Origin of the sequence: Paenibacillus cremeus (assembly GCF_007786445.1) — a bacterium.
Taxonomy (GTDB): domain Bacteria; phylum Bacillota; class Bacilli; order Paenibacillales; family NBRC-103111; genus Paenibacillus_G; species Paenibacillus_G cremeus.
Genome location: NZ_VNJI01000004.1, coordinates 88,444 through 112,982, shown reverse-complemented (window position 1 = coordinate 112,982; position 24,539 = coordinate 88,444). Strand labels below are relative to the sequence as shown.

Annotated in this window: 26 protein-coding genes and 1 riboswitch; of the genes, 21 read left to right on the top strand and 5 right to left on the bottom strand. The window is 49.9% G+C overall.

All coding sequences use genetic code 11. The features are described 5' to 3' along the window. Window positions 1–97: 97 nt before the first annotated feature. The 7 genes from FPZ49_RS04700 (at window position 98) to FPZ49_RS04670 (ending at window position 7,254) form a co-directional block, all read left to right on the top strand. Complete coding sequence (locus FPZ49_RS04700; RefSeq protein ID WP_261381247.1) at window positions 98–1,201, top strand: alcohol dehydrogenase catalytic domain-containing protein; 1,104 nt, start codon at window positions 98–100, stop codon at window positions 1,199–1,201. Between the two features lie 259 nt (window positions 1,202–1,460). Then, window positions 1,461–2,297 (top strand): carbohydrate ABC transporter permease, encoded by an 837-nt coding sequence (locus FPZ49_RS04695; RefSeq protein WP_144844163.1) that lies wholly within the window; start codon window positions 1,461–1,463, stop codon window positions 2,295–2,297. Between the two features lie 42 nt (window positions 2,298–2,339). Beyond that, window positions 2,340–3,146: a carbohydrate ABC transporter permease gene (locus FPZ49_RS04690; protein WP_144844160.1), complete on the top strand. Its 807-nt coding sequence runs from the start codon at window positions 2,340–2,342 to the stop codon at window positions 3,144–3,146. Between the two features lie 33 nt (window positions 3,147–3,179). Continuing rightward, entirely contained in the window at window positions 3,180–4,523 is a 1,344-nt protein-coding gene (locus tag FPZ49_RS04685) for an ABC transporter substrate-binding protein (protein WP_144843895.1), read from the top strand. 33 nt (window positions 4,524–4,556) lie between these two features. Then, entirely contained in the window at window positions 4,557–5,387 is an 831-nt protein-coding gene (locus tag FPZ49_RS04680) for a glycerophosphodiester phosphodiesterase (protein WP_144843892.1), read from the top strand. A 313-nt stretch (window positions 5,388–5,700) separates the two neighbouring features. After that, window positions 5,701–6,636 (top strand): U32 family peptidase, encoded by a 936-nt coding sequence (locus FPZ49_RS04675; protein ID WP_144843890.1) that lies wholly within the window; start codon window positions 5,701–5,703, stop codon window positions 6,634–6,636. A 3-nt stretch (window positions 6,637–6,639) separates the two neighbouring features. Continuing rightward, complete coding sequence (locus FPZ49_RS04670; RefSeq protein ID WP_144843887.1) at window positions 6,640–7,254, top strand: SGNH/GDSL hydrolase family protein; 615 nt, start codon at window positions 6,640–6,642, stop codon at window positions 7,252–7,254. Window positions 7,255–7,256: 2 nt separating this feature from the next. Here FPZ49_RS04670 and FPZ49_RS04665 read toward each other — a convergent pair whose 3' ends face one another. Both FPZ49_RS04665 and FPZ49_RS04660 read right to left on the bottom strand, forming a co-directional pair. Beyond that, window positions 7,257–8,114: an SDR family oxidoreductase gene (locus FPZ49_RS04665; protein ID WP_144844157.1), complete on the bottom strand. Its 858-nt coding sequence runs from the start codon at window positions 8,112–8,114 to the stop codon at window positions 7,257–7,259. Window positions 8,115–8,179: 65 nt separating this feature from the next. After that, on the bottom strand, window positions 8,180–9,823 hold the full coding sequence (locus FPZ49_RS04660) for a thiamine pyrophosphate-binding protein (protein WP_144843884.1): 1,644 nt from the start codon (window positions 9,821–9,823) through the stop codon (window positions 8,180–8,182). Between the two features lie 146 nt (window positions 9,824–9,969). On the opposite strand from FPZ49_RS04660, the gene FPZ49_RS04655 reads away from it, so the two are divergent. From FPZ49_RS04655 to FPZ49_RS04645, 3 genes are read left to right on the top strand one after another with little or no spacing between them, the layout of a single operon-like run. After that, complete coding sequence (locus FPZ49_RS04655; protein ID WP_144843881.1) at window positions 9,970–10,368, top strand: hypothetical protein; 399 nt, start codon at window positions 9,970–9,972, stop codon at window positions 10,366–10,368. A 4-nt stretch (window positions 10,369–10,372) separates the two neighbouring features. Continuing rightward, complete coding sequence (locus FPZ49_RS04650) at window positions 10,373–10,969, top strand: gluconate 2-dehydrogenase subunit 3 family protein (protein ID WP_144843879.1); 597 nt, start codon at window positions 10,373–10,375, stop codon at window positions 10,967–10,969. Beyond that, the gene (locus tag FPZ49_RS04645; protein WP_144843876.1) at window positions 10,966–12,558 is read left to right on the top strand and encodes a GMC family oxidoreductase; all 1,593 of its coding nucleotides are present in this window, start codon (window positions 10,966–10,968) and stop codon (window positions 12,556–12,558) included. Before FPZ49_RS04650 ends, FPZ49_RS04645 begins: the two co-directional genes overlap by 4 nt. Here the strand turns inward: FPZ49_RS04645 and FPZ49_RS04640 are convergent. Together FPZ49_RS04640 and FPZ49_RS04635 are read right to left on the bottom strand one after the other, a co-directional pair. Further along, window positions 12,555–13,046, bottom strand: a complete 492-nt coding sequence (locus tag FPZ49_RS04640) for a hypothetical protein (RefSeq protein ID WP_144843873.1) — start codon at window positions 13,044–13,046, stop codon at window positions 12,555–12,557. The genes FPZ49_RS04645 and FPZ49_RS04640 overlap by 4 nt on opposite strands. 87 nt (window positions 13,047–13,133) lie before the next feature. Beyond that, complete coding sequence (locus FPZ49_RS04635; RefSeq protein WP_144843870.1) at window positions 13,134–13,448, bottom strand: hypothetical protein; 315 nt, start codon at window positions 13,446–13,448, stop codon at window positions 13,134–13,136. 272 nt (window positions 13,449–13,720) lie between these two features. Between FPZ49_RS04635 and FPZ49_RS04630 the strand changes: the two genes are divergently transcribed. The 8 genes from FPZ49_RS04630 (at window position 13,721) to FPZ49_RS04600 (ending at window position 19,804) form a co-directional block, all read left to right on the top strand. After that, window positions 13,721–13,921: a cold-shock protein gene (locus tag FPZ49_RS04630; RefSeq protein ID WP_144843867.1), complete on the top strand. Its 201-nt coding sequence runs from the start codon at window positions 13,721–13,723 to the stop codon at window positions 13,919–13,921. A 74-nt stretch (window positions 13,922–13,995) separates the two neighbouring features. Further along, a complete protein-coding gene (locus FPZ49_RS04625) occupies window positions 13,996–14,226 on the top strand; it encodes a cold-shock protein (protein ID WP_144843864.1) in 231 nt (76 codons plus the stop codon). Window positions 14,227–14,234: 8 nt separating this feature from the next. Further along, window positions 14,235–14,369 carry a hypothetical protein gene (locus FPZ49_RS36650; protein WP_261381245.1) on the top strand — a complete coding sequence of 45 codons (135 nt, stop codon included), beginning with the start codon at window positions 14,235–14,237 and terminating at the stop codon, window positions 14,367–14,369. A gap of 330 nt (window positions 14,370–14,699) precedes the next feature. Beyond that, window positions 14,700–16,256 carry a spore germination protein gene (locus FPZ49_RS04620; RefSeq protein ID WP_144843861.1) on the top strand — a complete coding sequence of 519 codons (1,557 nt, stop codon included), beginning with the start codon at window positions 14,700–14,702 and terminating at the stop codon, window positions 16,254–16,256. A 35-nt stretch (window positions 16,257–16,291) separates the two neighbouring features. Beyond that, window positions 16,292–17,455 (top strand): Ger(x)C family spore germination protein, encoded by a 1,164-nt coding sequence (locus FPZ49_RS04615; RefSeq protein ID WP_144843858.1) that lies wholly within the window; start codon window positions 16,292–16,294, stop codon window positions 17,453–17,455. 62 nt (window positions 17,456–17,517) lie between these two features. Beyond that, window positions 17,518–17,745, top strand: coding sequence for a hypothetical protein (locus tag FPZ49_RS04610; protein ID WP_144843855.1), 228 nt, complete (start codon window positions 17,518–17,520; stop codon window positions 17,743–17,745). 45 nt (window positions 17,746–17,790) lie between these two features. Beyond that, window positions 17,791–18,900, top strand: coding sequence for a GerAB/ArcD/ProY family transporter (locus tag FPZ49_RS04605; protein ID WP_144843852.1), 1,110 nt, complete (start codon window positions 17,791–17,793; stop codon window positions 18,898–18,900). Between the two features lie 121 nt (window positions 18,901–19,021). Next, window positions 19,022–19,804 (top strand): sugar phosphate isomerase/epimerase family protein, encoded by a 783-nt coding sequence (locus FPZ49_RS04600; RefSeq protein ID WP_144843850.1) that lies wholly within the window; start codon window positions 19,022–19,024, stop codon window positions 19,802–19,804. On the opposite strand, the gene FPZ49_RS04595 is transcribed toward FPZ49_RS04600, so the two are convergent. Further along, complete coding sequence (locus tag FPZ49_RS04595; RefSeq protein WP_144843847.1) at window positions 19,801–21,387, bottom strand: GMC oxidoreductase; 1,587 nt, start codon at window positions 21,385–21,387, stop codon at window positions 19,801–19,803. The two genes, FPZ49_RS04600 and FPZ49_RS04595, sit on opposite strands and share 4 nt — an antisense overlap. A 186-nt stretch (window positions 21,388–21,573) precedes the next feature. Between FPZ49_RS04595 and FPZ49_RS04590 the strand changes: the two genes are divergently transcribed. From FPZ49_RS04590 to FPZ49_RS04580, 3 genes are all read left to right on the top strand, one after another. Beyond that, window positions 21,574–22,623, top strand: a complete 1,050-nt coding sequence (locus FPZ49_RS04590) for an FUSC family protein (RefSeq protein ID WP_186445614.1) — start codon at window positions 21,574–21,576, stop codon at window positions 22,621–22,623. Between the two features lie 262 nt (window positions 22,624–22,885). After that, window positions 22,886–23,878, top strand: a complete 993-nt coding sequence (locus FPZ49_RS04585; RefSeq protein ID WP_144844153.1) for a lipoate--protein ligase — start codon at window positions 22,886–22,888, stop codon at window positions 23,876–23,878. 49 nt (window positions 23,879–23,927) lie between these two features. Further along, window positions 23,928–24,006: riboswitch (ZMP/ZTP riboswitch) on the top strand. Window positions 24,007–24,186: 180 nt separating this feature from the next. Then, window positions 24,187–24,534 (top strand): YciI family protein, encoded by a 348-nt coding sequence (locus FPZ49_RS04580; protein ID WP_144843841.1) that lies wholly within the window; start codon window positions 24,187–24,189, stop codon window positions 24,532–24,534. The last annotated feature ends 5 nt before the right edge of the window (window positions 24,535–24,539 follow it).

The following is a 24,539-nucleotide window of genomic DNA, read 5'->3' as shown; positions in this document are numbered from 1 at the left end:
TATGGTGATATACTCCAATTGTAACAAATGAACATTATTTTATTATAAATGAGCACAAATGAACGTTTGAGTTCAAGTTGAAATGGAGGCTATTGTTTTGAATGCAGCTAATTCACTAACAAACCGAATTCATTCCCGGGCTTATCGGCTCATCAAACCACGCGATGTCGTGGAAACCGTAATTGAGCATGAGGTGCACGATTGGGAGGTTGTCATTGAACCGTCCTTGGGCAGTGTTTGTCATGCGGATTTGAGATATTACACCGGACAACGGCGAGTGGAAGCATTGGAGAAAAAGCTGCCGATGGCGCTCATTCATGAAGGCATTGGCCGGATCGTTCAGAGTCAGGATGCGAATTTGAAGCCTGGTCAGCGTGTGGTCATTGTGCCTAATATTCAAGGCTATTTGCTTCAGGGTACAGCCGCAGAGTATTGCTGTCCGGCTTGCAGAGGGGAAGGAATGAATTATTGTCACCATGGACGCTTCCTTGGCAGCGGTATGGATGGCGTGGCTCAGAATCGCTTGGTCGTGCCTGCTTCTTGTGCAATCCCTGTCCCAGATGGTGTACCTGACGAGATCGCCGTACTGGCTGAGTTATGCTCCGTTTCCTATCAAGCGCTGAGTCATGTGGAAGATCAGCTAAAGAGTGCGCGAGTGGCGGTATTCGGCGATGGACCGGTAGGTTACCTGGCGGCGGCTATGCTTCATTATGTTTATGGCGTCAATCAAGACCGACTGCTGGTGTTTGGAGCCATTCCGGAAAAACTGGCGCAGTTTGATTTTGCAACCCGAGCTCTGGTGCAGGAGTATGACTTTTCATCGGAAGTGACCTATGACATAGCTTTGGAGTGCACGGGAGGAAGATTTTCCGAAAGTGCTATTAATCAAGCAATCGATATTCTGAAGCCTGGCGGTCATCTGATTCTAATGGGCGTGACGGAAGAGCGGGTGCCGGCGAACACAAGGGATATTCTTGAAAAAGGGCTGACGCTAAGAGGCAGCAGCCGGAGCTCCATTTCCGATTTTTATCCTGTACTCGACGCAATGAAAAATCCGGATTGCCAACAGACGTTAAGGAAGCTGCTTCCGAGCGAAAGGAAACGGATCACTTCCGCTTTAGATTTTGCTGAAGCCATGGAATTTGCAGCAGAGCATCGCAGCTGGCAAAAGGTTCTGTTAGATTTTGAATGGAAGCTGTAAGCGCTTCCCTTCAAATGAATTGAAAATGTATACGCTTTCAAGTATAATGTGCGTAAATGCGCGCAGCTTGTCGGCGGTGTAAAGATTTTGTTAATCTGCGTCGAATTAATGACAAGAATATGCTCGATAGAGTAAGATTATGTAGGTAAATGCAATACATTTTTAGTGAATATGAGCATTTGTGCGCAAACTTTCATTCTGAGACGGAGGAGATCAATTGGTTAATAGCGGTTTTTGGGGAAAGCTTCGCCCCTATGTCATGGTCACACCGGCCATGGTCGGCATCATCACGTTCGTAATTTATCCTATTATCTACTTGGTGTATTTGAGCTTCTTTAAGTACAACCTGCTCAATAAAGCCAAAAGTAAATTCGTAGGGCTCGACAATTACGCCCAGATTTTTGCTCGGCCTGATTTTTACAAATCCATCTTGAACACTTGTTTATACACGGCAGGAGTTGTTGTGCTGACGGTAGTGATTTCGTTGGTATTAGCGGTATGGCTCAGTGGCACCAGCAAGGTGAACCAGTTTGTGCAGGCCGGATTGTTTACGCCGCATATCGTCTCCATCGTTTCGATTGCCATGGTCTGGCTGTGGATGATGAATCCGGACGTCGGCTACCTGAACTATTTGCTAAAAGCCATCGGCCTGCCGCCCTCCCAATGGGTGCAGAGCTCCAAAACGGCACTGTTCTCCATCATTCTGGTTTCGGTTTGGCACGCCGTCGGCTATTACACCTTGATTCTGGTCGCAGCGATCAGAGGGATTCCAAGGGACATTTATGAGTCGGCGATGATCGATAATGCCAGCAAGTTCAGGATGTTGTTCAATATCACGATCCCTCTGATCTCGCCGCAGCTGTTTTTTATCCTGATCATCATGACCATCGGCTCCTTCAAGGTGTTCGATACCGTGCAGATCATGACCGGAGGCGGCCCCAACAAAGCGACGAATACGCTCGTCTACTTTATTTATGAGTACCGGTCTACGAATATGGGCTATGCTTCAGCTACAGGTGTGATTTTGATGGCGGCCATTGCGATATTGACTGTCGTATACTTCCGGGTGCTGTCCAAGAAAGTCCATTATTCCTAAGTCAATGCCGCGGATCGAATAAGGAGGATTCCGATTGTAGTGATGAAGACCGTCAACCTTATATTAAAAATGCTACTTGTTCTGATATTTATTTTCCCGTTTCTTTGGATGCTGTCCACGTCACTTCAGACGTATCAAGAAACGATGAAGTTCCCACCGATTCTGATTCCGGCGGTGCCGCAGTGGATCAACTTCGTTAATTCCATGTCCGCCGGACCGTTCGCCATGTATACCCGCAACTCCATCATCGTTACGCTTTCTGTGATCGTGCTTCAGCTTGCGGTTATGATTCCTGCGGCCTATGCATTCGCTAGGTATAAGTTTAAGGGGAAATCGGTATTGTTCGGCATGATTTTGCTGGCCTTCATGATCCCCGGTCAAGTTACATTTATTCCGGTCTATCTGATGCTGGCCAAATGGGGTCTGATCAAGACGCTGCTGCCGCAAATCATTCCGTTTATGTCCAGCGCATTCGGCATCTTCCTGCTGCGCCAATATTTCATGATGACGCCGGATGAAATTGTCGAAGCTGCCCGGATGGATAACGCGAGCGAGTGGCGAATCATTTGGAGCATTATGGTGCCCATGGCATTGCCGGCCATCGCAACGATCGTGCTGTTCAGCTTTGTCGCCCACTGGAACGATTATTTCTGGCCGCTTGTCATGACGGACTCGAATAACGTTCGACCGCTTCCGGTTGGGATTTCCAGATTGAAGGATACCGAGGGGATCGCGCACTGGGAGATTTTGATGGCCGCCAATGTCGTCCTGGTCATCCCGATTCTGGTTGTTTATACGTTTTGCTCCAAGTACATTGTCAGGGCGTTTGTTTATTCCGGGATTAAATGAAAAAAACAAAAAACTAACGGAGGTTTTAATTACATGAAAACGAAATTCGGGAGTATGACTCTGGCGGGCATCATGATGGCAGGCTTGGTTGCAGGCTGCTCGTCCAACGCGTCCAACAACGATACCAAAACCGCCGAAGGCACGAAAGCACCTTCGAACGCGGCAACCAGCACGACCCCAGCCCCTGCAGCTCCGGCAGGCAAGGTAACGATTCAGTTCTGGCACTCGCTGGGCGGTAAAACAGGCGAATATATGCAGGCGATGATCGATCGTTTCAATGCCTCCCATCCGAATATCGAAGTCGTCGGCACCTTTCAAGGCAGCTATGACGCTACCTCCACCAAGCTTCAACAATCCATTGCGGCAAATACGGCGCCTGACGTTACCATGCTGGAACGCGCCAGCGTGCAACAATATGCGGATGCAGAAGTCTTGGAGGATTTGACGCCTTTTCTAAAAAAATCGAATATGAGCGCGGATGATTTTGTACCGGGCCTGATGGGACATTCCACGTTCAACAAAAAGCTGGTCTCGCTTCCGTTCAACCGCTCCACACCGATTTTCTACGTCAACAAGGATATGCTGGATTCCAAAGGGCTTAAGGTGCCGACCAACTGGGATGAGATGAAGCAGGTCGCCAATGCCCTGGTTGAGAAAAACGGCAGCGAGTATAAGCGCTACGGCGTTACGATGGTTTACGATTCGTGGTACATTCTGGGCATGATTTCCCAGGCTGGCGGCAAGTTTCTGAATGATGATGGGAAATCGCTCGGCTTTGTCGACAACGGCGTCGGCGAGAAGGTGTTCGGCTTCCTCAAAGATATGCAAAGCACGGGCGCTCTGTTCTATCCGCCGGCAGAAAACTCGGGCAGCATCGTAGGCCAGATGTTCCTGGATGGGAAGGTCGGAATGCTGTACCAATCCACAGGGGTCATGGGGACGTTCAACGATGCCAAATTTAAAGTCGTGACGGCCTTCCTGCCGCAGGATAAAAACGCCGCAACGCCTACCGGAGGCGGCAACATCACGATGCTGGCGCAGAGCAAGCAGAAGGATGCCGCATGGGAATTTATCCGCTGGGCAGAGACCGATCCGCAGGGCGACCAGCAGTTCATCATCGATACCGGTTACTTGCCGCCAACCAAGAAGATGGTCGAGTCGCAGCAAATCAAGGATCTATGGGCGAAGGAGCCGAACCGGAAGATCGCTTATGATCAGCTGAAAAATGCCGTGGATACCAACAAAAGCGTTGTTTGGCCGGAGCTGTCGAAGGAATTCAACGCTGCTATGCAGGCGATCTTGTATGACAGCAAGGACATCAAGTCGACCATGGCTAACTTCAAGAAGGAAGCGGATCGGATCTTGAGTGCAAAGTAATGGGCCCGACAAAGGCATAGGGAGTGGAAAACATTGAACCATATAGATAAAGGGGCTGCCATCCGTGAAGTCCGGTGGCAGGCCCACCAAAATTCGAATTCGGAAGCTCCGGAAAATACGATGACGTCGATTCAATACGCCTGGGATTTGGGAGGCATTCCGGAAATCGACATCCGGCAGACCGCCGACGGCATCATTGTCGGCTTCCATGACGCCACGCCGAAGCGAACCACTACGGCTCCCGAGGCGTACCAGGACACCGATATCTCCGAGCTTACATACGCACAGCTTCATCAATGGGATGCCGGGGTCAAATTCGGCCAACGATTCCAGGGGGAGAAGGTTCCGGCGCTCGAGCAGGTGCTAGTTCTTCTGGCGAACCATCCCGAACGCGAGGTTTATCTGGATTACAAGCAGGTCGATCTGACGAAGCTGGCCGAGCTGCTTCACCGATACAAGGTTGAAGAGCAGATCATTTTTGCCCACAACGATCATGAAAACTGCAAAACGATCAAGCGGCTCGTCCCCGAGATTCGCACCATGCTTTGGATTCCCGGACGCGTGCCGGAGACGACCGTGCAGAAGGTGGCGTCCGTGCGTGAAACCGGGTTCGATTCGCTGGACATCATCCAGCTTCATCTTGTGGATGCCGAAGAGAAAGGAACCTGGAGGTACCGGCTGGAGCGTTCCTTCGTACAGGAAACGTATCAGCAGCTGAAGGACGCTGGGCTTGAGCTCGAGGTTCTGCCGTATGGCTTTGACCGGGACGATCTATTCGATCTGCTTCATATGGGCATTCGGCGCTATGCGATAGATGAGCCGAAGGTGTTTACCAATACCCTGCAGCTCTATGCGAATTCATGAATGAAGAGGTGCCCGGTATGAATTAGACGTTTTGAAGTAGGCGGAGGAGCGGCTCACGACGCTGTATCGTAGTTCAAAGGTTACGCTGCTCCCTAAGAAAGACACAAAGAAACCAAAGTGCTAGAGCGAGAACCGTCCGCCTAGCTCTTTGGTTTTTTCCATTGATAGGAAAGGCAGCGAATGGGAAAGCCGATAAAAATATTTAATAATGTAAGCGATATCACGCTGCGCTCATAATCCTTTATACTTAATGCTTAAAGGCGGGCTTCAAGCTGATTAATCATATCCAAGGATTAAGATGGAGGATGCTGTCATGAAAGAAACAAGAGATTTTCTAGAAGCTTTAGGGTACCCGGGCGGGGATCTATACGATCTGCCGACCTCCACGAAACGGTTTCCCGACGGAGCACAGTACCGCGTGGAGCTCCCGAGTGTAGAAGGTCCGCGCGCACTAGCGGCAACGCTTGAGGAGATCGACCGGTACGGATTGACGGTGCATCGCGTATCTCAAGGCAGCGGCATCATGCTGTTAACGGACGATGAGATCCTCGAGATGGTGGACATGTGCGAAGGTCGCGGCATGGAGCTGAGCTTGTTTGTCGGCCCGCGCGGCACTTGGGATATTAGCGCGCTTCCGCTGACCACGGCGGGGAAGGCGCTAGGCATCCGGCATGAGGGGGCGGACCAGCTCGTCTACGCGATTGAGGATCTGAAGCGTGCGGCCCATCTTGGCGTACGGGGTGCTCTGGTCGGGGACGAGGGACTGCTGCTGTTAACGAAGGAAATGAAGGCCAAGGGTGTCCTTCCATCGGATTTTGTCATCAAATGCTCCGTACAGATGATGGCGGCGAACCCGGTTTCCGTTAAAATCATGCAGGACTTAGGGGCCGATACCTATAATGTACCGACCGCCTTGACCCTTCCTAAGCTGGCGGCGATCCGTCAGACGATCGATATTCCGATCGATTTGTACGTAGAGGTGCCCGATAATTTCGGCGGCTTTATCCGTCATTATGAGATTGCCGAATTTATCCGCGTCTTGGCGCCGGTGTACATTAAGTTTGGGCTGCGCAATCATCCGGACGTCTATCCTTCCGGGATGCACCTGGAAGCGACCAATGTCGCGCTCTGCCGGGAACGCGTGCGCCGGGCGATGCTCGGTTTGCAAATGGTACAGCGCTACTATCCGGACGCCGTGACTTCACCATTAGGTGCAGCCGATTTAGGAATCCCAACGAGAGGAAGGTAAAGCATGAGAAGTCTTTTTATTGTAGGCGATAGTATCTCGATTCAATATGGACCCTACTTGAAAAAGCTGGTGGAAAACCGATTCCACTATGACCGCAAGCGGGGAGAAGCGCAGGCGTTGGCCGATTTGGACAATCCGGTCGGAGCCAATGGCGGCGATAGCGGAATGGTTCTGGACTACTTGAAATCGGAACGCGATAAAGGAGTTAAGTATGACCTGCTGATGGTCAACTGCGGACTGCACGATATGAAGACGAATCCGGTCACAGGTGAAAAGCAAATCCCACTGCCGAAGTATCGGGACCATCTTGCAGAGATCGTGCGTATTGCCCGGGAAATGGCACAAGCCATCCACTGGATCCGCACGACCGATGCGGTAGAGGCGATCCATAACAGCAAAAACAGGTCGTTTCACCGGTTTCACGAGGATGTCGTAGCCTATAACTCGGCAGCGGACGAAATCATGTCTGCACATGGTATTCCCATGGTGGATCTCTACTCGTTCACTCGGGTGTTCGGTGAAGCCGCATATTGCGACCATGTGCATTTTACGGAGGAAGTTCGAGGCTTGCAGGCCGCTTATATCGCCGGATATTTGGCAGGCGCCTACCAATCCTAATCCTAGCCATTCGTGACCACACCGCCGGTGATATGGATGAATTGTCCGGATACATAAGAAGAGTCATCCGAGGCTAAATAAACGTAAGCAGGTGCAATCTCGTAGGGCTGCCCTGCACGTTTCATCGGTGTTTTGGCCCCCCATTGCGCTACTTGATCCGCGGGGAAGGAAGCGGGAATGAGCGGGGTCCAGATCGTCCCCGGGACGACGCCATTGACCCGAATGCCTTGGCCGGCCAGCGACTTGGACAAGGACCGCGTGAAGGCTACGATAGCTCCTTTGGTCGCAGAATAGTCGATCAATTGCTCGTTGCCTTCGTAGGCGGTCAGCGATGCCGCATTAATTATGGTGCTGCCGGTCTGCATATGCGGCAAAGCGGCTTTAGTCAAATAGAAGATGGAGAAAAAATTCGTCCGGAACGTTTTTTCCATTTGCTCCGACGTGATGTCACTCAAGCTGTGCTGAACATGCTGCTCTGCGGCATTGTTAACCAGAATATCCAGTTTACCGAACGTCCTCATCGTTTGCTCCACGACCTGCCGGCAAAAGGCCTCGGTTCCGATATCTCCTGCGATCGACAGACACCGGCGGCCTTTTTGCTCCACCAGCTGCTTCGTTTCCTCCGCATCGGTATGCTCATTCAAATAGACGATCGCGACATCCGCGCCCTCCTTCGCATAAGCGATGGCAATGGCCCTCCCTTGGCCGCTATCTCCCCCGGTAATGATGGCCACTTTATCCTTCAGTCTCCCGCTGGCTTTATAGTTCGGATTATCGAATAAAGGGAGCGGATTCATCAGCGATTCGATGCCCGGCTGCCGATCCTGATGCTGAGAAGGGTACGGTGGAACCGGAGGCATTAAAGCTGGCGTTACACTTGGCTGCTGCGTTGTTGTGGCTGACATGAGGGGTTCTCCTTTTCCGTTTATGGCGATGGTTTAAAATCCGGGTGTGGAATCCGGGCTACAGACACATCCAGCAGCACCGGCTCACGGCTGGACCGCGATTGCTGTAAGGCTTCGCTTAATTGCTGGGCACTGCTAATAGTAAAGGCTGTCCACCCGCAAGCTTCCGCAACCTTCGCGAAATCGGGATTGGTCAGCTCCGTCCCCTCAGGCTGCAGCCCCTTCATGAACATTTTGTCCCTCTCCATTTGAAGCGTACCGTTATTAAACACAATCACCGTGATCGGCAGCTTATAGCGCTTGGCGGTCAGCAAGTCGGCCAGAACCATCCCTAAGCCGCCGTCGCCGGTAATACAAATGACCTGCTGGTTCGGTGAGCATAATTGGGCGACCAGAGCCGCAGGCAGACCGAATCCCATCGTTCTCCACCGCTCGGAGAGCAGCATCGTTTGACCCGCCGCCCGAAAATTCCTCAAAAACCAAAGGGTGACATCCCCTTCATCTAAGGCAACAATGGCATCCTCGTCGATCTGCTGCTCGATCAACTGAATAACGCTCGCGGGGTGCAGGGGTGAGGACGAGTGATTTCGCTCCACGTCGTTTTGCACCGACCACGCCTGTTTGCATTGCTGCACCTGTTTCAGCCAAGCTTGGTTGGGTACATGATGTGACCCAAGTCCCTCGATCAGCCGGGGAATGAGGCTCGCCGGATCGCCGACAACCTCAATGTCCGCAGGAACTCCATGTCCGAGGTGTGCCTGATGCTTGGCAAGCTGAATGACACGAGCGGAACGCGGAACATCGCTTGCCGGCCACCAAGACGTTTCCACTGCGAGCACCACATCCGCTTTTTGAAACAATTCACTCAAGAAAGGGTTTCCGCCCTCACTAAGCCCTCCCACCATCCAAGGGTTCGTATCAGGAATGACGCCTGCTGCACCATAGCTAATAGCAATCCCGCCGCCCCATCGCTCGGCCAAGGTCGGGATCGATTCACGCGCCGATCGGGCTTCCTTGCCGACAAGAATCATTGGCTGCTTCGCAGAAGCTAAGACCTGCAGAACGGCTTGCAGCTGCTCCGTGCTGGGAGTTTGAACGGATCGCTGAGGCGGCTCAAATGGACGTGCAGCGGTGGGCATCGCAAATAAATCGGTTGGGATGGACAAGTGCGATACCGTGCGCTGTACAAGGGAAGTGCATACGGCCTGCTTCAGGGCGTTGACCGCTGCGTCCGGATGCACGATCAGCTGACTGTAGGAAGATAGCGCCTGGAGCAATTGCTGTTGATCGATATATTGCTTATAAAAGCTGCCGATTTTATTCAGCGGTGCTTGTCCGGTGATCGCGAGCACCGGGGCTTGATCCAGGTAGGCGTCCCCCAAGCCGTTGATGAGATTGGCTAATCCCGGCCCCATCTGAGCGATGCAAACCCCAAGCCGACCGGTAAGCTTCGCCTCTGCAGAGGCCATCAAAGCCGCCACGGATTCATGTTTTACCGCTATGAAGGATATCCTTTCTTGCTTCGCAATCGCATCCAGCAATCCAAAGACCGCATCCCCGACGACACCATAAATTCGTTCCACACCCAGTAGGCGAAGCTGCTCCAAAATGAGTTCCGCCACAGTGCAGCAGGGAGGGGGCGAAGCGATGTTCTTTTGTAACATCTTGGCACTCCTAGTTTCTTTTCCACGTAGTATGTCAATCCTGGTTTCGGTTTATTACTGAGGATGGATATTCTGGAATATTTTCGGGCTGACGGAGAAATAATTTGAAACGACTATACTGCATGTGGAAAAGAGGTCCGTCCCTTATGAACTGGGCTATGTGGTCCATCGATCGAATGCTCATCTTGTTTGTCAGCGTGGCTTTTCTCATGATCGGCATTCAAGTGGCTATGTTTCATTACCGGCAAAATTTTATCTCGAAAGCGATGTGGGTACCCGTCATTTCAGCTCCCGTGTTCCTGCTGGTAGGCTTGATTTTAACGTGGAATAACGCGCCTTGGCTGCGCACCTTGTTTATGGTGTTGATGTGGCTCGGCGTGGTTGACGGTTTGATCGGCTTTTACTTCCATTTTCGCGGCGTGGGGATTCGGGTTGGCGGCTGGGCGCTGCGAAACTTTCTCATTGGTCCTCCTGTCACGCTTCCGTTAATGTTCTCGGCTCTCAGTGCACTTGGCTTGATAGCGATTTACTGGAAGGTGTGGTGATCGTATGCCAAAAGAAACCCATTATCCCTCCTTCAATGTGATGAACGAACAGGACGAGTGGGATGATCACACCCAATCCATCGTCACCTCCCGGCTGGAAATGAAGAATAGCTTCAAGTTTCTGACCCCTGCTGAAACGGAGCTTTTGAGACGGGTCTGTTCGCTTCTCGTCGACGATGAAAGGCCGGAGGTATTGGACTTCATTGTCGATCACATCGATCAAACGTTGCATCAATCGCCGGGGGAGAGCCAGAGAAAAGTCGGCGTCCCTCAGGCCCCAGAGCTAGTAAGATCAGGGCTGGCCGCGATGGAACAGGGCTCTCATATCCAGTCGGCCTCCTCTTTTCTAAAGCTGGAACAGGGCGAGCAACAGCAATATTTACAGCAGATTAGCGATGCGAAGGCCGAGCCTCGGCACATATGGGGCCCGATTCCCCAACAAGACTTTTTTAAAAAGCTGATGAGCTTAACCGTGGAATCGTATTGCTCGCATCCGAAAATATGGTCCGAGATCGGATACGGCGGTCCCGCCTATCCGCGAGGCTATGTACGTACGGAGCTAGGTCAGCTGGATCCATGGGAGGCGCAGCGGGAACGATGATACAACGCAAATACGCAGACGAAGAAGTGGATGTCGTGATCGTAGGTGCAGGGGCTGCAGGCGGTGTGCTGGCCAAGGAATTAAGCGAAGCCGGGATGAGTGTGGTCGTGTTGGAGGCCGGACCGTTCCGCGATCCGCAGAAGGATTTCGCCAGCGACGAGCTGTCCATGAAAAATCTGGGCTGGCAGGATACGCGGATTGTAGACGGCAGCGATCCATTGGAGATGGGGCACAATAATTCCGGACGGGGGATTGGAGGGGGGACGGTCCATTTTACAGCCGTGTTCCTGCGCTTCCACCAAGCGGATTTCAAAGCGAAATCGATGGATGGCGTAGGAGACGATTGGCCTATCGACTACACGGATTTGGAGCCCTACTATTCTCGAATCGAGAAAGAAATTGCCGTCTCCGGTCCGAAGCATTTTCCTTGGGGAAATTATCATGGGCCTTATCCCTATCCCGAGCGGGAGCCGCTTAGCCCGAACGCCTACATGTTTATGAATGGCTGCGAAAAGCTGGGGATTCGTTCGTCCGTAGCTCCGCTTGCGATTCTGTCCGCGCCGTTCGAGGGACGTCCACCGTGCATTAACCGGGGATTTTGCAATCAAGGCTGCATGCCGGACGCGAAATTCAGCACCTTGATCGTGCATATCCCCAAAGCGATCCAAGCCGGAGCCGAAGTGCTGGCCGACTGTATGGTGACGCAGGTGCTGATGGGCAAAGACGGCCGGGCCAAGGGAGTCACGTTCGTCCACGATGGAATCACGTATGAGCAAAAAGCGAAGCTGGTCATTTTATCAGCTTTTGTCGTGGAAACGCCGAGGCTGCTGCTCAATTCTGCGAACGCTCAGTTTTCGAACGGGCTGGCCAACCGCAGCGGCATGGTCGGCAAATCGATTATGGTGCACAGCAGCCAGGACGTCTATGCCAAATTCAAAGAGGAAATCCGGCTGTACAAAGGGACCCCCGTACTGGCGACGACGCAGGATTTTTATCGGACCAATCCGAATCACGATTTTGTCCGCGGGTACACGCTGCATGCGCATGGAGCCAGACCGGTGGGCTTTGGCAGCGGCCTGTCCAAGGCGCAAGGCGGACCGATCTGGGGGGACCGATTCCGGGAGGCTATGCTGGATTACAATTACTATGGGAGAATCACCTTGGTCGGAGAGGTATTGCCAAGTGAGGCGAACCGGGTCACGCTATCTGACGAAAAGGACGAGTACGGGCTGCCGCGGGCCAAAGTATCGTTCAGCTACGGCGATAACGACCGGAAGCTCATCGATCATGCGGTGGGCACCATGAGCTCCATCCTGGAGGCGGCGGGAGGCGAGGTCGAATTCGTCATCCCAGATACCGCTCATATGATGGGTGGCTGTCGGATGGGGAAGGATCCGGAAACCTCGGTCGTGAATTCGTATGGTCAAACGCACGACATCCCCAACCTGTTTATTTGCGATGCGAGTATTTTTGTCACATCGGGTGCCGGAAATCCTACGAATACGGTCATGTCGCTGGCGCTCCGGACGGCGGATTATATTAAAGAAAAGGCTAAGAAATTGGAATGGGCGACGGCGGCTTCGGTTTAACCGGCCTTGCGGCACTGCAGTAAATACTGCTCATAGGCGAAATCATCCGCGAGCTGCTCCACCTGAAGGCTGCGGTAGTTTGGGGACGTTTGAGCGGCTTCTTTTAGCTGGCGTTGATAGGCTTGGAGCTTGCTGCCCCTGTCCTTGTGAAGTAGAAGCTCTAAAGTATCTGCCAGATGAAAAAATTCGTGAAACAGAATAAAATAGGGCAGCGCAGTTTTCCGGATCGGATAGCGGGACAGCACTTGGCGTTCATCGGTTGTCATATAGCGATCGGATGGAATATGAATGAAAATTTTCGCTCGCTGATGAGCTCGATCCAGAATGACCGCCCCGCCATAGAATGGCCCTGACGTAACCCGAAGCGTGCACGGTATGCCAGGTGCATACCGAAGAGAGAGCCGCTCCAGCTGCTTAAGCAGTCGTTTCTCCCAAACGCGAAGGCGCAGCTTCCTCCATTGATAGGCGCGTACTAGCTTTCGAACCATCCCAACCCCTCCTTGTAAGCTCACTTTACAATGAGGGGCTATTTCTGTTCAATGTAAAATGTTAAATCCATGACTAAAATCTCCCCACTAACCGTTCGTTTCCCCGTGGAGGGACTTTTTGGCTAGATGCTGTTTTAGCGATGCTTTCTTCGTAACTAACTGCTTAGAGAGATCAGCTTGAATACGATCAAGCTTTTTGATTTCTTCGTTTAATTTATTTATTCGGGTCATTTTGCTGCTTAAATCGCTGTGCGATTGACTTAATTTGATGTCTCTTTGCAATTGATTAATTTTGGATTGAGCTTTTTCTTTTTTGGTCTTCACATTCATGCTTTTGCTTTCTATGTCAGCAATTTCTCGTTGTAGCTGATCGACAATGGCTTTAGTGAAATTAATCGACATTCAAACACCCCATAATCATTAATGTAGCAGAGACATCATTTTACTATAATAAACTCAGTGAAGCGAGTTGAGGTATTTGCAAATTGCCATGGCTGTTATAGACTATTGTTTTTCGAGATCAAGTGTGTTAAGATACTATTAATCATATAACTGAGACCTTGTTATTCACATATTAAAAGGGTGTTCATTTGTGCGATGGAACCTTTATTAATGTGTGAATTTTTATTTTTTAGAATAAAATTGCATATTAATTAAAATTTGGGGGTATTCAAATGGAAACAGGTACAGTGAAATGGTTTAACGCAGAAAAGGGTTTTGGTTTCATCGAGGTTGAAGGTGGCAACGATGTATTCGTACACTTCAGTGCAATCGTCGGTGACGGCTTCAAATCGCTTGACGAAGGACAACGCGTTGAATTTAACATCGTTCAAGGCAATCGCGGACCGCAAGCTGAGAATGTTGTAAAGTTGTAAGAAAAAGATAAAGCAGCTGCCCTTAATTCGCTGAGTTGAGGACAGCTGCTTTTTTTATTTGGGAGGGACTGTCCATGTATTATCGTAAAAAATCGATGGAGGATTTACCGCAGGAACAAACCAAGATATGGTCTTGTTCTAAAGAAGCCTGCAAGGGCTGGATGCGGGATAATTTCGCATTTGAGTATACGCCGACTTGTCCCATCTGTCATTCTACGATGGAAAGCACCTTAAGAGTGCTGCCCATTATAGATAATTCAAACGGTAACTTGAAATTACTGAAAAAGGGCGTGGAAATTCGCTGAAATTAACAATGCTGGGTGAGCCCGTTCCGCGATGGAGCGGGCTTTTTAAGTGGACGATGGATAAAGAGGACCGGCTGCCGCTAAATCACACGGTGAAAATCTCGATGCAGTCGATGAGAGAGAAGTACGCGGTGCAGCAATAAAGACGCATAGGCGGGCCAGGACATCGATTTTCACGTCCTGACCCGCTTATGCGTCTTTATGATTTCTTTTTTGGACACGACTGAAGCAACCATCACTGAGCTAACCCATCAATCCTTCATTTCCGCTAAGTCTCATTTCGGCAGATTCTAGCTTGATCGTCATGGGGGGCGGTGCGGGGATGATCTTCCAACCGTTCACGAATGGTGCCAAGGCGTTTATTTTCATTTATTTAGCTACAAATAACTAAGCTATGAATTTTTTTCTAACTCCATTGTTATACTATGTGGAAATAATTACATTTCCCATCATCGTTTAAGAAGGGATTTCCGATGAAATGGATTGACTTGTTAAAATCGTCCAAGCACTCGCTGCATGCTGGCGGTACGGCAAAGACCATTGAACAGCCGGTAAACCCGATATCAGAAAATTTATCAGAGAACCTGCAGAAGATGGAGAAGATGTTTGCCGATTGCCAGGATGTCGTCATCTATCAGTGGAGATATGGCCCTGAGCTAGAACATACGGCGTTTTCCATTTATTTCAATACCTTAACGCAAACAAAGCATGTTAACTTCATGAAAGCATCACTTCAGGATCTGGTTACGCATGAAGTAGGGCCGGCGACGATGATTAATGTAGAACAAATCATTGATTTCTTTGAAAGTTCCGGAGTATCTACTGAAAAAGCTCAGCTTGTCGACCAATTGGATACAGCCGTCGATCACATTTTGGACGGGCATGTTGTCATTTTTTTTAACCATTGGAAAAAAGCGCTTAGCTATTTTGCGGGTGGGGTCGAAACGCGGCAGGTGAGCGAATCGATTAATGAACCCGTGGTTATAGGGCCGCACGAGAGCGCGGTTGAAAATCTGCAAAAAAATATCGGGCTGATCCGGTTGCGCGTGAAGAGCAGTGATTTCAAGCTCGAATCGTTCAAAGCTGGGGACAAAACGAAAACCCAAATCTCCTTCGGATATTTAAACGGTGCGGTAAATCCGGAAACGTTGGCGGAATTTAAAAAAAGAATCGCGACTGTTAAACATGAGGAAATATTGGAAACGTCCTATATTGAGGAGCTAATTGAAGACTCGACGTATTCCGTGTTTCCGCAATTTCGATATACCGAGCGCCCGGATGTCGCCGCTGCGTCCTTATTGGATGGAAAAATCATCGTCCTTGTTTCAGGAACACCATCGATCATGATCTGCCCCGGCCTTTTTCTCGAGTTTTTCCAAACAAGCGAGGATTACTATCAAAGAGCGGCGTATTCGTCATTGATCCGTCTGCTCCGCATTTTCGCTTTCGTGGTGGCGCTGTCTCTTCCTAGTATGTATATTGCCTTATCGACCTTTCACTCCGAATTGATTCCCACCGTGCTGCTGCTGGCTATTTTGGACACACGGGAAGGGATACCGTTTCCGGCTTTTGTAGAGGCGCTGCTGATGGAATTTTTCTTCGAGCTGATGAGGGAAGCCGGTATACGATTGCCGCGGCCGGTCGGCTCTGCCGTCAGCATCGTCGGCGCGCTTGTGATCGGCCAAGCGGCCATACAGGCGAAGATCGCCTCACCCGCGATGGTCATTGTCGTCTCCCTGACGGGGATCGCTTCATTTTCGCTGCCGCAATATAGTATGGCTGTCTCTCTTCGCATTTTGCGGTTTCCGCTCATGGTGCTTGCGGCCTCGCTTGGAGGGTTTGGGCTGATGATTGGTTTCCTGCTCGTGCTGCTTCACCTTTCGGGCTTGCGTTCCATGGGACAGCCTTATTTAAGTCCGGCAGCGCCGCTGAGTTACCGGCTATTGCTCGATGTAGTTATCCGGGCGCCCTTAAAACTATTACTCCGTTCTCCACGAAATCGGCATATGCATAAGGTGCCGCGGAACTAACATGACTTATTGCACCCGAGAGAGAAGGTTTTACGATGAAATGGTCGATGGCGAAATGGCTGACTATTTTTTTCTTATTCGTGCTGTCCGGGTGCTGGGATAAATTCGAGCTGATCGAATTCGGATTTGTCCAGGCGATCGCGATAGATCAAACCGAGGATGGGAAAATTGAGCTGACATCACATTTTTATAAACCGGCCGGGGGGGGTGAAGGAGGAACGGCACCGGTAAAAGAAAAAGGACCGATCAATATTCGAACGACAGGAGATACGATCTTCGATGCCATCCGTGATATTGCCACTTATTTAGGCCGCAAAGCGAAATTCGATCATATGCGGGTGATTCTTATCAGCGAGCAGGTGGCAAAAACCAACAATATCGAAGATATATTGGAGTTTTTCTCGCGGGACCATGAACCGAGAGCCACCTTTCCGATCATGATAACCATGGGGAGGGCGAGCAGTTATTTGGATGAGAAGCCGTTCATTGAGAATACAATGGGACAGCAATTGAGGAAAATGGAGGAAACCACCTCACGCTATTCCGGGAAGACCGTAAAAACCAACTTATTGGAGCTGGCGATCCAAATGAAAAGTGAAGTAGGCATCGCGAGGTTCCCATATGTCTATCGAATGAAGAATGAACTGGAGCCCATCAATGTAGCGGGGATCGCTATTGTAAAGAAGGGGAAACTGGCGGATATTGTTTCCCCTGAAGAGTCGGCAGAATTGCTTATGATGACCGATCAATATGAAGGCGGGATCATTAAAGTTCCTTGTCATGACCAAGGGACGACCAAACAAGGGAAGATGGATTCTTTCGAAGTCGATAGGGTTGAAACGAAACTCATTACGGCGGTGGAAGAGAACTCGCTGCGAATCCGTGTTAAAACCAAAATTAAGGGAGCGGTAGGGGAGCTTCATTGTGCCCCGATCGTAACCAATGAGGAGGAGAAGAAATTTTCGGATCATGTTCAAGAAAAAGTAACACAAGAAATAAAGAAAGTTGTGGAGCATCTGCAGAAGAAAAAATTGGATGCCATCGGAATCGGAAATCAAATTTACAGGAAGGATCCGTCCTTATGGAAACGCTGGAAAAAGGATTGGGATGAAAGGTTTGCCCGAAGTCAATTGGAGATTGCAGTTGATGTAACGGTAACAGATACGGGCATGAACGTCGGTAAGCCGCTTCCCAAATAATTGGTCCTAGCTTTCGGACTGCCGGATGGGGGAACGTAATGATGTGGGAGAAAATCCTTGTTTTGATGATAATCTATATTGTCATTGCAGCCTGTGACGGTCCCAAACTATGGAAGGGAACCGTGAGCCTCCGGGAGCGGCTTTCTTACGGGGTTCTCATGCTGGGCGCTGTTTACCTTAGTTTGGACTACGCGCTGGACAAGAAGTGGCCGATGCTTACCCAACTGATCGATACCTTTTTTACCGCGCCGGCGAGGAGCATCGTTGATTCTTTGAGGGTTCCGTCATAATCCATGTAAGCCAAGCTCAAGTAAAGGATAGGAGGCCTACATTCGATGAATAGACAAGAAACGATCAGCTCTTGGCAGCTCGCGACATTGTTTTTGGCCTTCATGACCGGTTCGGCAATCATTAACATTCCGGCCCCCTTGACAGGCATGGCGAAAAATGGAGCTTGGGTTTCGTTGCTTCTGGCCAACGGGATCGGGATGCTTCTCTTGGGGTGTATCCTTTATTTGCATCGGCGGTATCCTGACATGACCTTCATGGATTTCAGCAGGAAAGTACTTGGAAAATGGCTGAGTGTGGTCATCGGCGTTCCTTTTCTGATCTATCTGATGCTCATGACTACCTGGATCGTGATCGATATCGGGGGATTTTTCAAAAGCACGATGTTGAAGGAAACACCTTCATATATGATTCATTCTCTAATTCTTTTAACCGCTTCCCTAACAGTACGCTCAGGCATTGAAGTGATGGCCAGAATGTTTACATTACTTCTGTATTCCATGTTCTTCTTTGGCATTTGGGTGGTCTTATTGGCCTCGCCTAATTATCGGGTGGAATATCTCCTTCCCGTTTTTCCCGATGGAATCAAACCGGTATTACATGGGCTTTATTATACGTTCGGTTTTCCTTATGCCGAAGTGGTCATTTTTGCATCGCTTCTTCCATTTGTTCGAAAGGAAAAAAACGATCGTTTGACCGCTTACATGTTTGCGGCTCTGATTATTAGCGGTATCGCTTTGTCCACTGCCGTCGTATGCTCCATATTGGCCATGGGGCCTTTGGCCGGCGAGTTGAAGTATTCCCTGTTTCAGATTGCGCGCTTGATCAGTGTTGGAGACATTGTGGAAAGGATCGAGTCCGTCATCGGCATGTCATTAATCGCAGGCTCCTACATGAAAGCGACCATTGCACTGTACGTTCTGAATTTGGGGCTGTCTCAGCTTCTCAAGCTGAAGGACGATCGGCTGCTGGTCTTCCCGCTGGCCCTGATCTCCTTTCTTCACTCCCTAATCATGTTTAAAAATGAAGCGGAATTTGCCGAAAAAGTCACCGATGTCTGGCCGCTTCTGAATGCGGTATTAAGCGTTTTTCCGATTCTTCTTATTACATTGATCACCTTCATCAAAAGCATATTTGCTAAAAAAAGCCCGAATTAATCCATGTCCACCGGCCCCTCGATCTCGCGTCATACCCCTCTCGTTTATACATATACATACAAAAGAGCATAAACGAGCTCGGCAAAGGTGATGATCTTTTCGCCAGGATGGAGGGCATGTGATGAGGTTTCAGAGATCGAGCGGGGGATTATGGGAGATGCCTGCATTGGCTCCGGGGCTGCAGATGTACTCGGTTCGAAGCGCGGCCCAAACCGATTTCTTAGGTACATTGAAAAAGATAGCGGATATGGGGTATAAAATGGTGGAATTTTTCGGTTACGGAGGCCTTCCGGCCGCTGAATTGAAGAAAGCTCTGAAAGCCTTGGGGCTGACGGCCGTTTCCACTTACGTTTCTCCGGAGGACTTGGAGCATGACTTGAAAAACCAAATCGATTACGCTCAAAAATTAGGTTTGCGGTATATTGTTACCGGCTTTCCCAAGGAAAGGTTCGACGATCCATCGAAGTTTCCCGAGCTTGTTTCTTCCCTACAAAAGTACGGCAGGGAAATGAAGAAGTATGGCATTCAGCTGTTATATCATGCTCACGAACACGAGTATGTGATCAAAGATGGCCATAAAATCATTGACAAGCTGCTCGCTGCCGTAGGAACCGATGTGATGAAGCTGGCGGTCGATCTCTACTGGGTGAAAAAAGCAGGACTCGATCCCAAGGGGACTCTTTTGGCCTATAAAGGCATGGTTCCGCTTATTCATGTTAAGGATATGGATACGGGAGGGGGTTTTACGGAGGTTGGCCGCGGCACGATCGACTGGCCCTCCATTTTTGGTATTCTCAAAGCCACGGGTGTAAAGTACTACTTTGTCGAGCAGGATGAAAGCGCGCATCCTCTGGAAAGCGCCCAAATGAGCCTCGAATATTTGAAATCGATCGGCGTTGCTTAGCCATCTAGCATTCGTATGATATGATCGGCCGTTCGGATTGCTAAGGCTGCTGTTGTCAACGTCGGATTGGTCGCACCGATGGACGGCAGCACGCTGTTATCGGCAACATAAAGACCCGAGATGCCGTGAACCTGACCGTTCCGGTCCACGACGGACGTATTCGGATCCTCGCCCATGCGGCACGTCCCCGATTCATGATAATCCGCGCCTGGCGGTACAAGACACACTGCGGGCTTGCCGCCGGCCGGGGTCAACTCGATCTGCATGATCGATGCGACTTTATCGATCGCTTTGCGGGTCTCGTCGATCAGCCGCATATCTTCCGCACTGTAGCTGAAACGGACTTGAATTTCCGGAACGCCGTAAGCATCCCTTCGGTTGCGATCCAAATATAGAAAGTTCTCATACCGAGATTCCACCGTGCCGAAAACATCAAATTCCACCTCCGTCTCAGCCACAGGCAAAATCTGGAACAAATACGGACGATATTCTGTTTGCGGAATCAGCATGAATCCGTCCCCGGGCAATCGCCCGTCTGGATGCGTCGTCGTTCCATGCACGCGAAAGAAGGTATGATTGATCAAATAATGTCCGATGGCTTTGCCCGGAATTCCCGAATACAGCAAAAGGCGAGGGGTTTCGAACGTACTGGCGGCAACGACTACGTTTTTGGCTCGAAGAAAAACCGATTCTTGCTGTGGCCCTCTGACCTCGATCCCGCCAACTTTTCCCCGTTCTGTGATGATTCGCACCGCTCGGGCATTCACAGCCAAATCAAAGGGACGTGTATGCAAAGCTTCTCCGATCAATTGAATCGAACTGAAATAGACGTCAGTCGTGCCGCGGGCGATCGCTTGCGGAGAGGCTTCCGCCTCAGGAAAGCCTTGCTCCCAAAAGCGGTTTAAATAATACTGTTTGAACGCAGTCATGCTTCGGCTTACCTTCAAGGCTTGTTCGGCGATGTTGTAATAGGGTTCAAGCTCTTTGTATGAAATGGGCCAGTGGACGAATTCCGACGCGGGGAAGCGCGGCGTTGTCCCTGACCAGAACAGCGTCCTACCTCCGAGCGCGAATACTTCCACGGCTCCCGAAAATTGCGGAAGGGAATTTCCGATCAGATTGGATATGTTCGGATTTAACCAATACTCCAGCATATGCCCCCAATCCCCAAGTGTTGGTACATTATATGCATGCGTTGGCAATAGCAAATTCCCCCGCTCGATAACACCGATCCGCTTGCCGCTTTTTCTTAACCGATCGCAAAATCTCCAAAGCGCCGCCCCGCCTCCGGCTCCGGTGCCGATGATAAGAACGTCATATTCGTGCTTTTCCATGTCCGTGAGCGGAGTAAGCGGCACCCATTGGTCCATCGTTTTTGGGGGAATCAAGGGGGGACAGACCGGGACGGTTATAGGGAGATCAGGCCGTAAGGAGGAGTCGGGAAGCTTTACGATTTGTCCGGTAAGGATCAGATCGGGTCCGGCGATATGCGGATTGGACGAGTAGAGCTCCTGCATAGGCAGGTTATATTTTCGGGCAATCGCGACAAGGGTCTCTCCGGTATCGGCAACATGAATTTTCACTGTCAACACCTCATTATCGGACCATTTATTCAAATTAAATTTATTCCGGCTGACGGAGGGATAGACCTTATTCCCGGACTGAGGGGTGAAAGAGGAGAAGATCCTTGGATGGAAAAATCAAGGGAGCAATGTTACAATTTTTGCAGAATCTTGTTTTCCTTAGACTTCTTGGGAGGCTGAATAAAGGTGAGATTCCAACTGGGCGCCGGATTGTCACTTCAGATTTTAAAAACGGCCCTCGCTTCGGCCATAGCGTGGTGGTTAGCCGTCCAATTTTTACATGACGAATACCCGTACTTTGCTCCGTTAGCGGCCATTTTAACCGTCCAAGTCACGGTTGCTGATTCTCTTGAAAGGGCGTTGCAGCGCATCATAGGGATTGTATTTGGAGTTGCTATCAGTCTAATTATCGGACATTGGATCAATATTGGAGCCTTGTCTATCTTTCTCGTCATTCTTATTGGAATGGTGATATCCAACTCATTTGGTTTGAATTACCAAATCACATCCCAGGTAGCGGTAAGTTCATTATTGGTTCTAGCTTTTGGTCACAATCAAGGCTATGCCTTCGGTAGAATTATTGAAACGATAGTTGGCTGCGCAGTGGCAGTCGGAATCAATGCATTGATGGTCCCACCTAATGCCATACCTAAGGCCGAAAGTGCTTTGCAGAATCTTAGCAAGTTGTCTGCAGAAACTCTAAAGAAAATAACTGTTATGTTTGAGACGGCTAACGACCAAATTCATAATGACATAATCGAACAACTCATTAATGAGACTGAGAAAAGTCTTCAAGCACTTCGATTGGCTAAACTAAGCCAAAAGTATAGCCCTTTTCTTGCTAAATTCGGTTCTCGCTTAGAAATGCTTACCATTGGAATGGAGCAGTTAGAAAAGATCACCGTTCAAATAAGAGGCATACGCCGCAGCTTAAATGACCTACATGCATTTGGGGATTTTCGAAGGAAAGAAATTAAAATTTGTGAGGCGATGGAACGGACGTCAGAGTGCATTTCTCAATTTGGTGATTGCTTAGTCCAATTCTCAGCCGAAAATAATGAAATCCTGAGAAACAAAATACAGCAAGCACAGCTCTTTCAACTTTCTTGTTTAAATGAGCTTGCATTAATAAATTCACCTATAGTTCTTCGAGAGATCGGTGCGGTTTTAACAGACTTAAACCGAATACTGCAAGAAGTATCACTAGAGCTTCGGGGTACTCGTGATTTGACATAACTGAATCCGACGAAGCTACTCTCTCCGTTCCGTTTGTTACTAAGAAAATTGAACCGGACGGAAGCGTGATAGACATTAATACTTCATCATTATTGAGCAACCTGGTTCGGGCGTTGATGCAGGCTTTGAATTAACGTTCGAATCAGCTCTTGATTTGTCCTGGCGATGATTCAAGAGCTTTTTTGCATGCCGGTTTCATTTTCTTTCGCGCGGAGTTTGCGGTACAATGGGTGCTAAAACTAACGTTGAAGGGGGCGGACTCATGCTGCTGATCGATTATCCTGAGCTTCACGATCCGACGCTGAACCTTGCGATTGAAGAATATGCGCTTCGGCATTTGCCGGGTGGACACGAATATCTGATTTTCTATGTCAACGAGCCTTCGATCATCATCGGTAAGAACCAGAATACGGCGGAGGAAATCAATGCCCGTTACGTGGAGGACAACCATATTCAGGTCGTGCGCAGGCTATCGGGAGGAGGGGCCGTTTATCATGACCTCGGCAACCTGAATTTCAGCTTCGTCACGAACGACGACGGCAAGTCGTTTCACAACTTCCGCAAGTTCACTGAGCCGGTTGTCCGTGCGCTCCGGGCGCTAGGAGTTGAGGCTGAACTGACCGGACGAAACGATCTCCAGGTTGGAGAACGCAAAATATCCGGCAACGCCCAGTTTGCCTCGAAAGGACGCATATTCAGCCACGGCACGCTGCTCTTCGATTCGGACATGGAGGCCGTAGCAGCTGCGTTGAACGCCAACCCGGAAAAGTTCAATTCGAAAAGCACCAAGTCGGTGCGCAGTCGGGTCGCGAACATTACGGAGTTTCTGTCGGAGCCGATGAGTATCGACGCGTTCAAGGCGAAGCTGCTGGATTCCATATATGAGGGACAGCCCCCCGAACGGTATGTGTTGACGGACGAGGATTGGATTGCGGTACGGAAGCTGGCGGACGAGCGCTACCGAAGCTGGGATTGGAATTACGGACGCTCGCCGGCGTTCAATGTGCGCAAGACGAAACGTTTGTCGGCCGGCACATACGACGTGCGGCTTAATGTCGAAAGCGGCGTCATCCGCGAGGCAGCCGTATATGGCGACTTCTTCAGTCTTGGCGAAGCGGCGGAGTTCGCTGCGAAGCTGAGGGGTGTCAGGTACGACGCCAAAGCAATCGGCGAGCTCGTTGATACGGTTGATCTGTCGCACTATTTCGGTCCGGTTACGCGCGACGAATGGATGGATTTGTTTTTCTACGAGTAACGACGTAACTGTAAAAAATGGAAAAACAGAGTATCATTAATGTAAATTTCATACTGTGTGTCACTGGCGTAAACATGGATAACCATGAGGGAGCACACAGATAAAAGCCGTACGCCTGGGCAAAGTATTTGATCAATGATCAAGTGCTTTTTTTATTTCCAGAAAGGTCAGGTGTTTCCGTTGAGGATAGCTTTTCGGAATCTTAAGTTTTCAAATAAAAACTTTTCTTGTAATGTAGAATTCGAACCAGCTAAAACGACATTATAACGAATCCAAATTCCAATACAGAATAAGAGAGGAGTTTTTGTATGACTTACACCTTAATGTTTTACGAGAATCAGGAGGATTTTGCGGCAAGAACGGATCCAGCACGACAACAAGAATACTTGGCAGGCTGGACGCACTATGTGCATGCTTTGCGGCAGGCTGGAATTGTCGTATTCGGTTCGGGTCTATATGCGCCCGAGACAGCAGCCACAATGAAGCGTCGTGGTGGTGAGATAGCTGTTCAAGATGGGCCGTTTTCGGAGACGAAGGAGCAGCTGGGCGGGATCTTCGTGATTGATGTGCCGGACCTAGACACCGCATTGGAGTGGGCTGCTCGAGGGCCTGTCGATACGGTTGAGGTCAGACAGAACATTTCCGCTTTGAAGTAGTCATC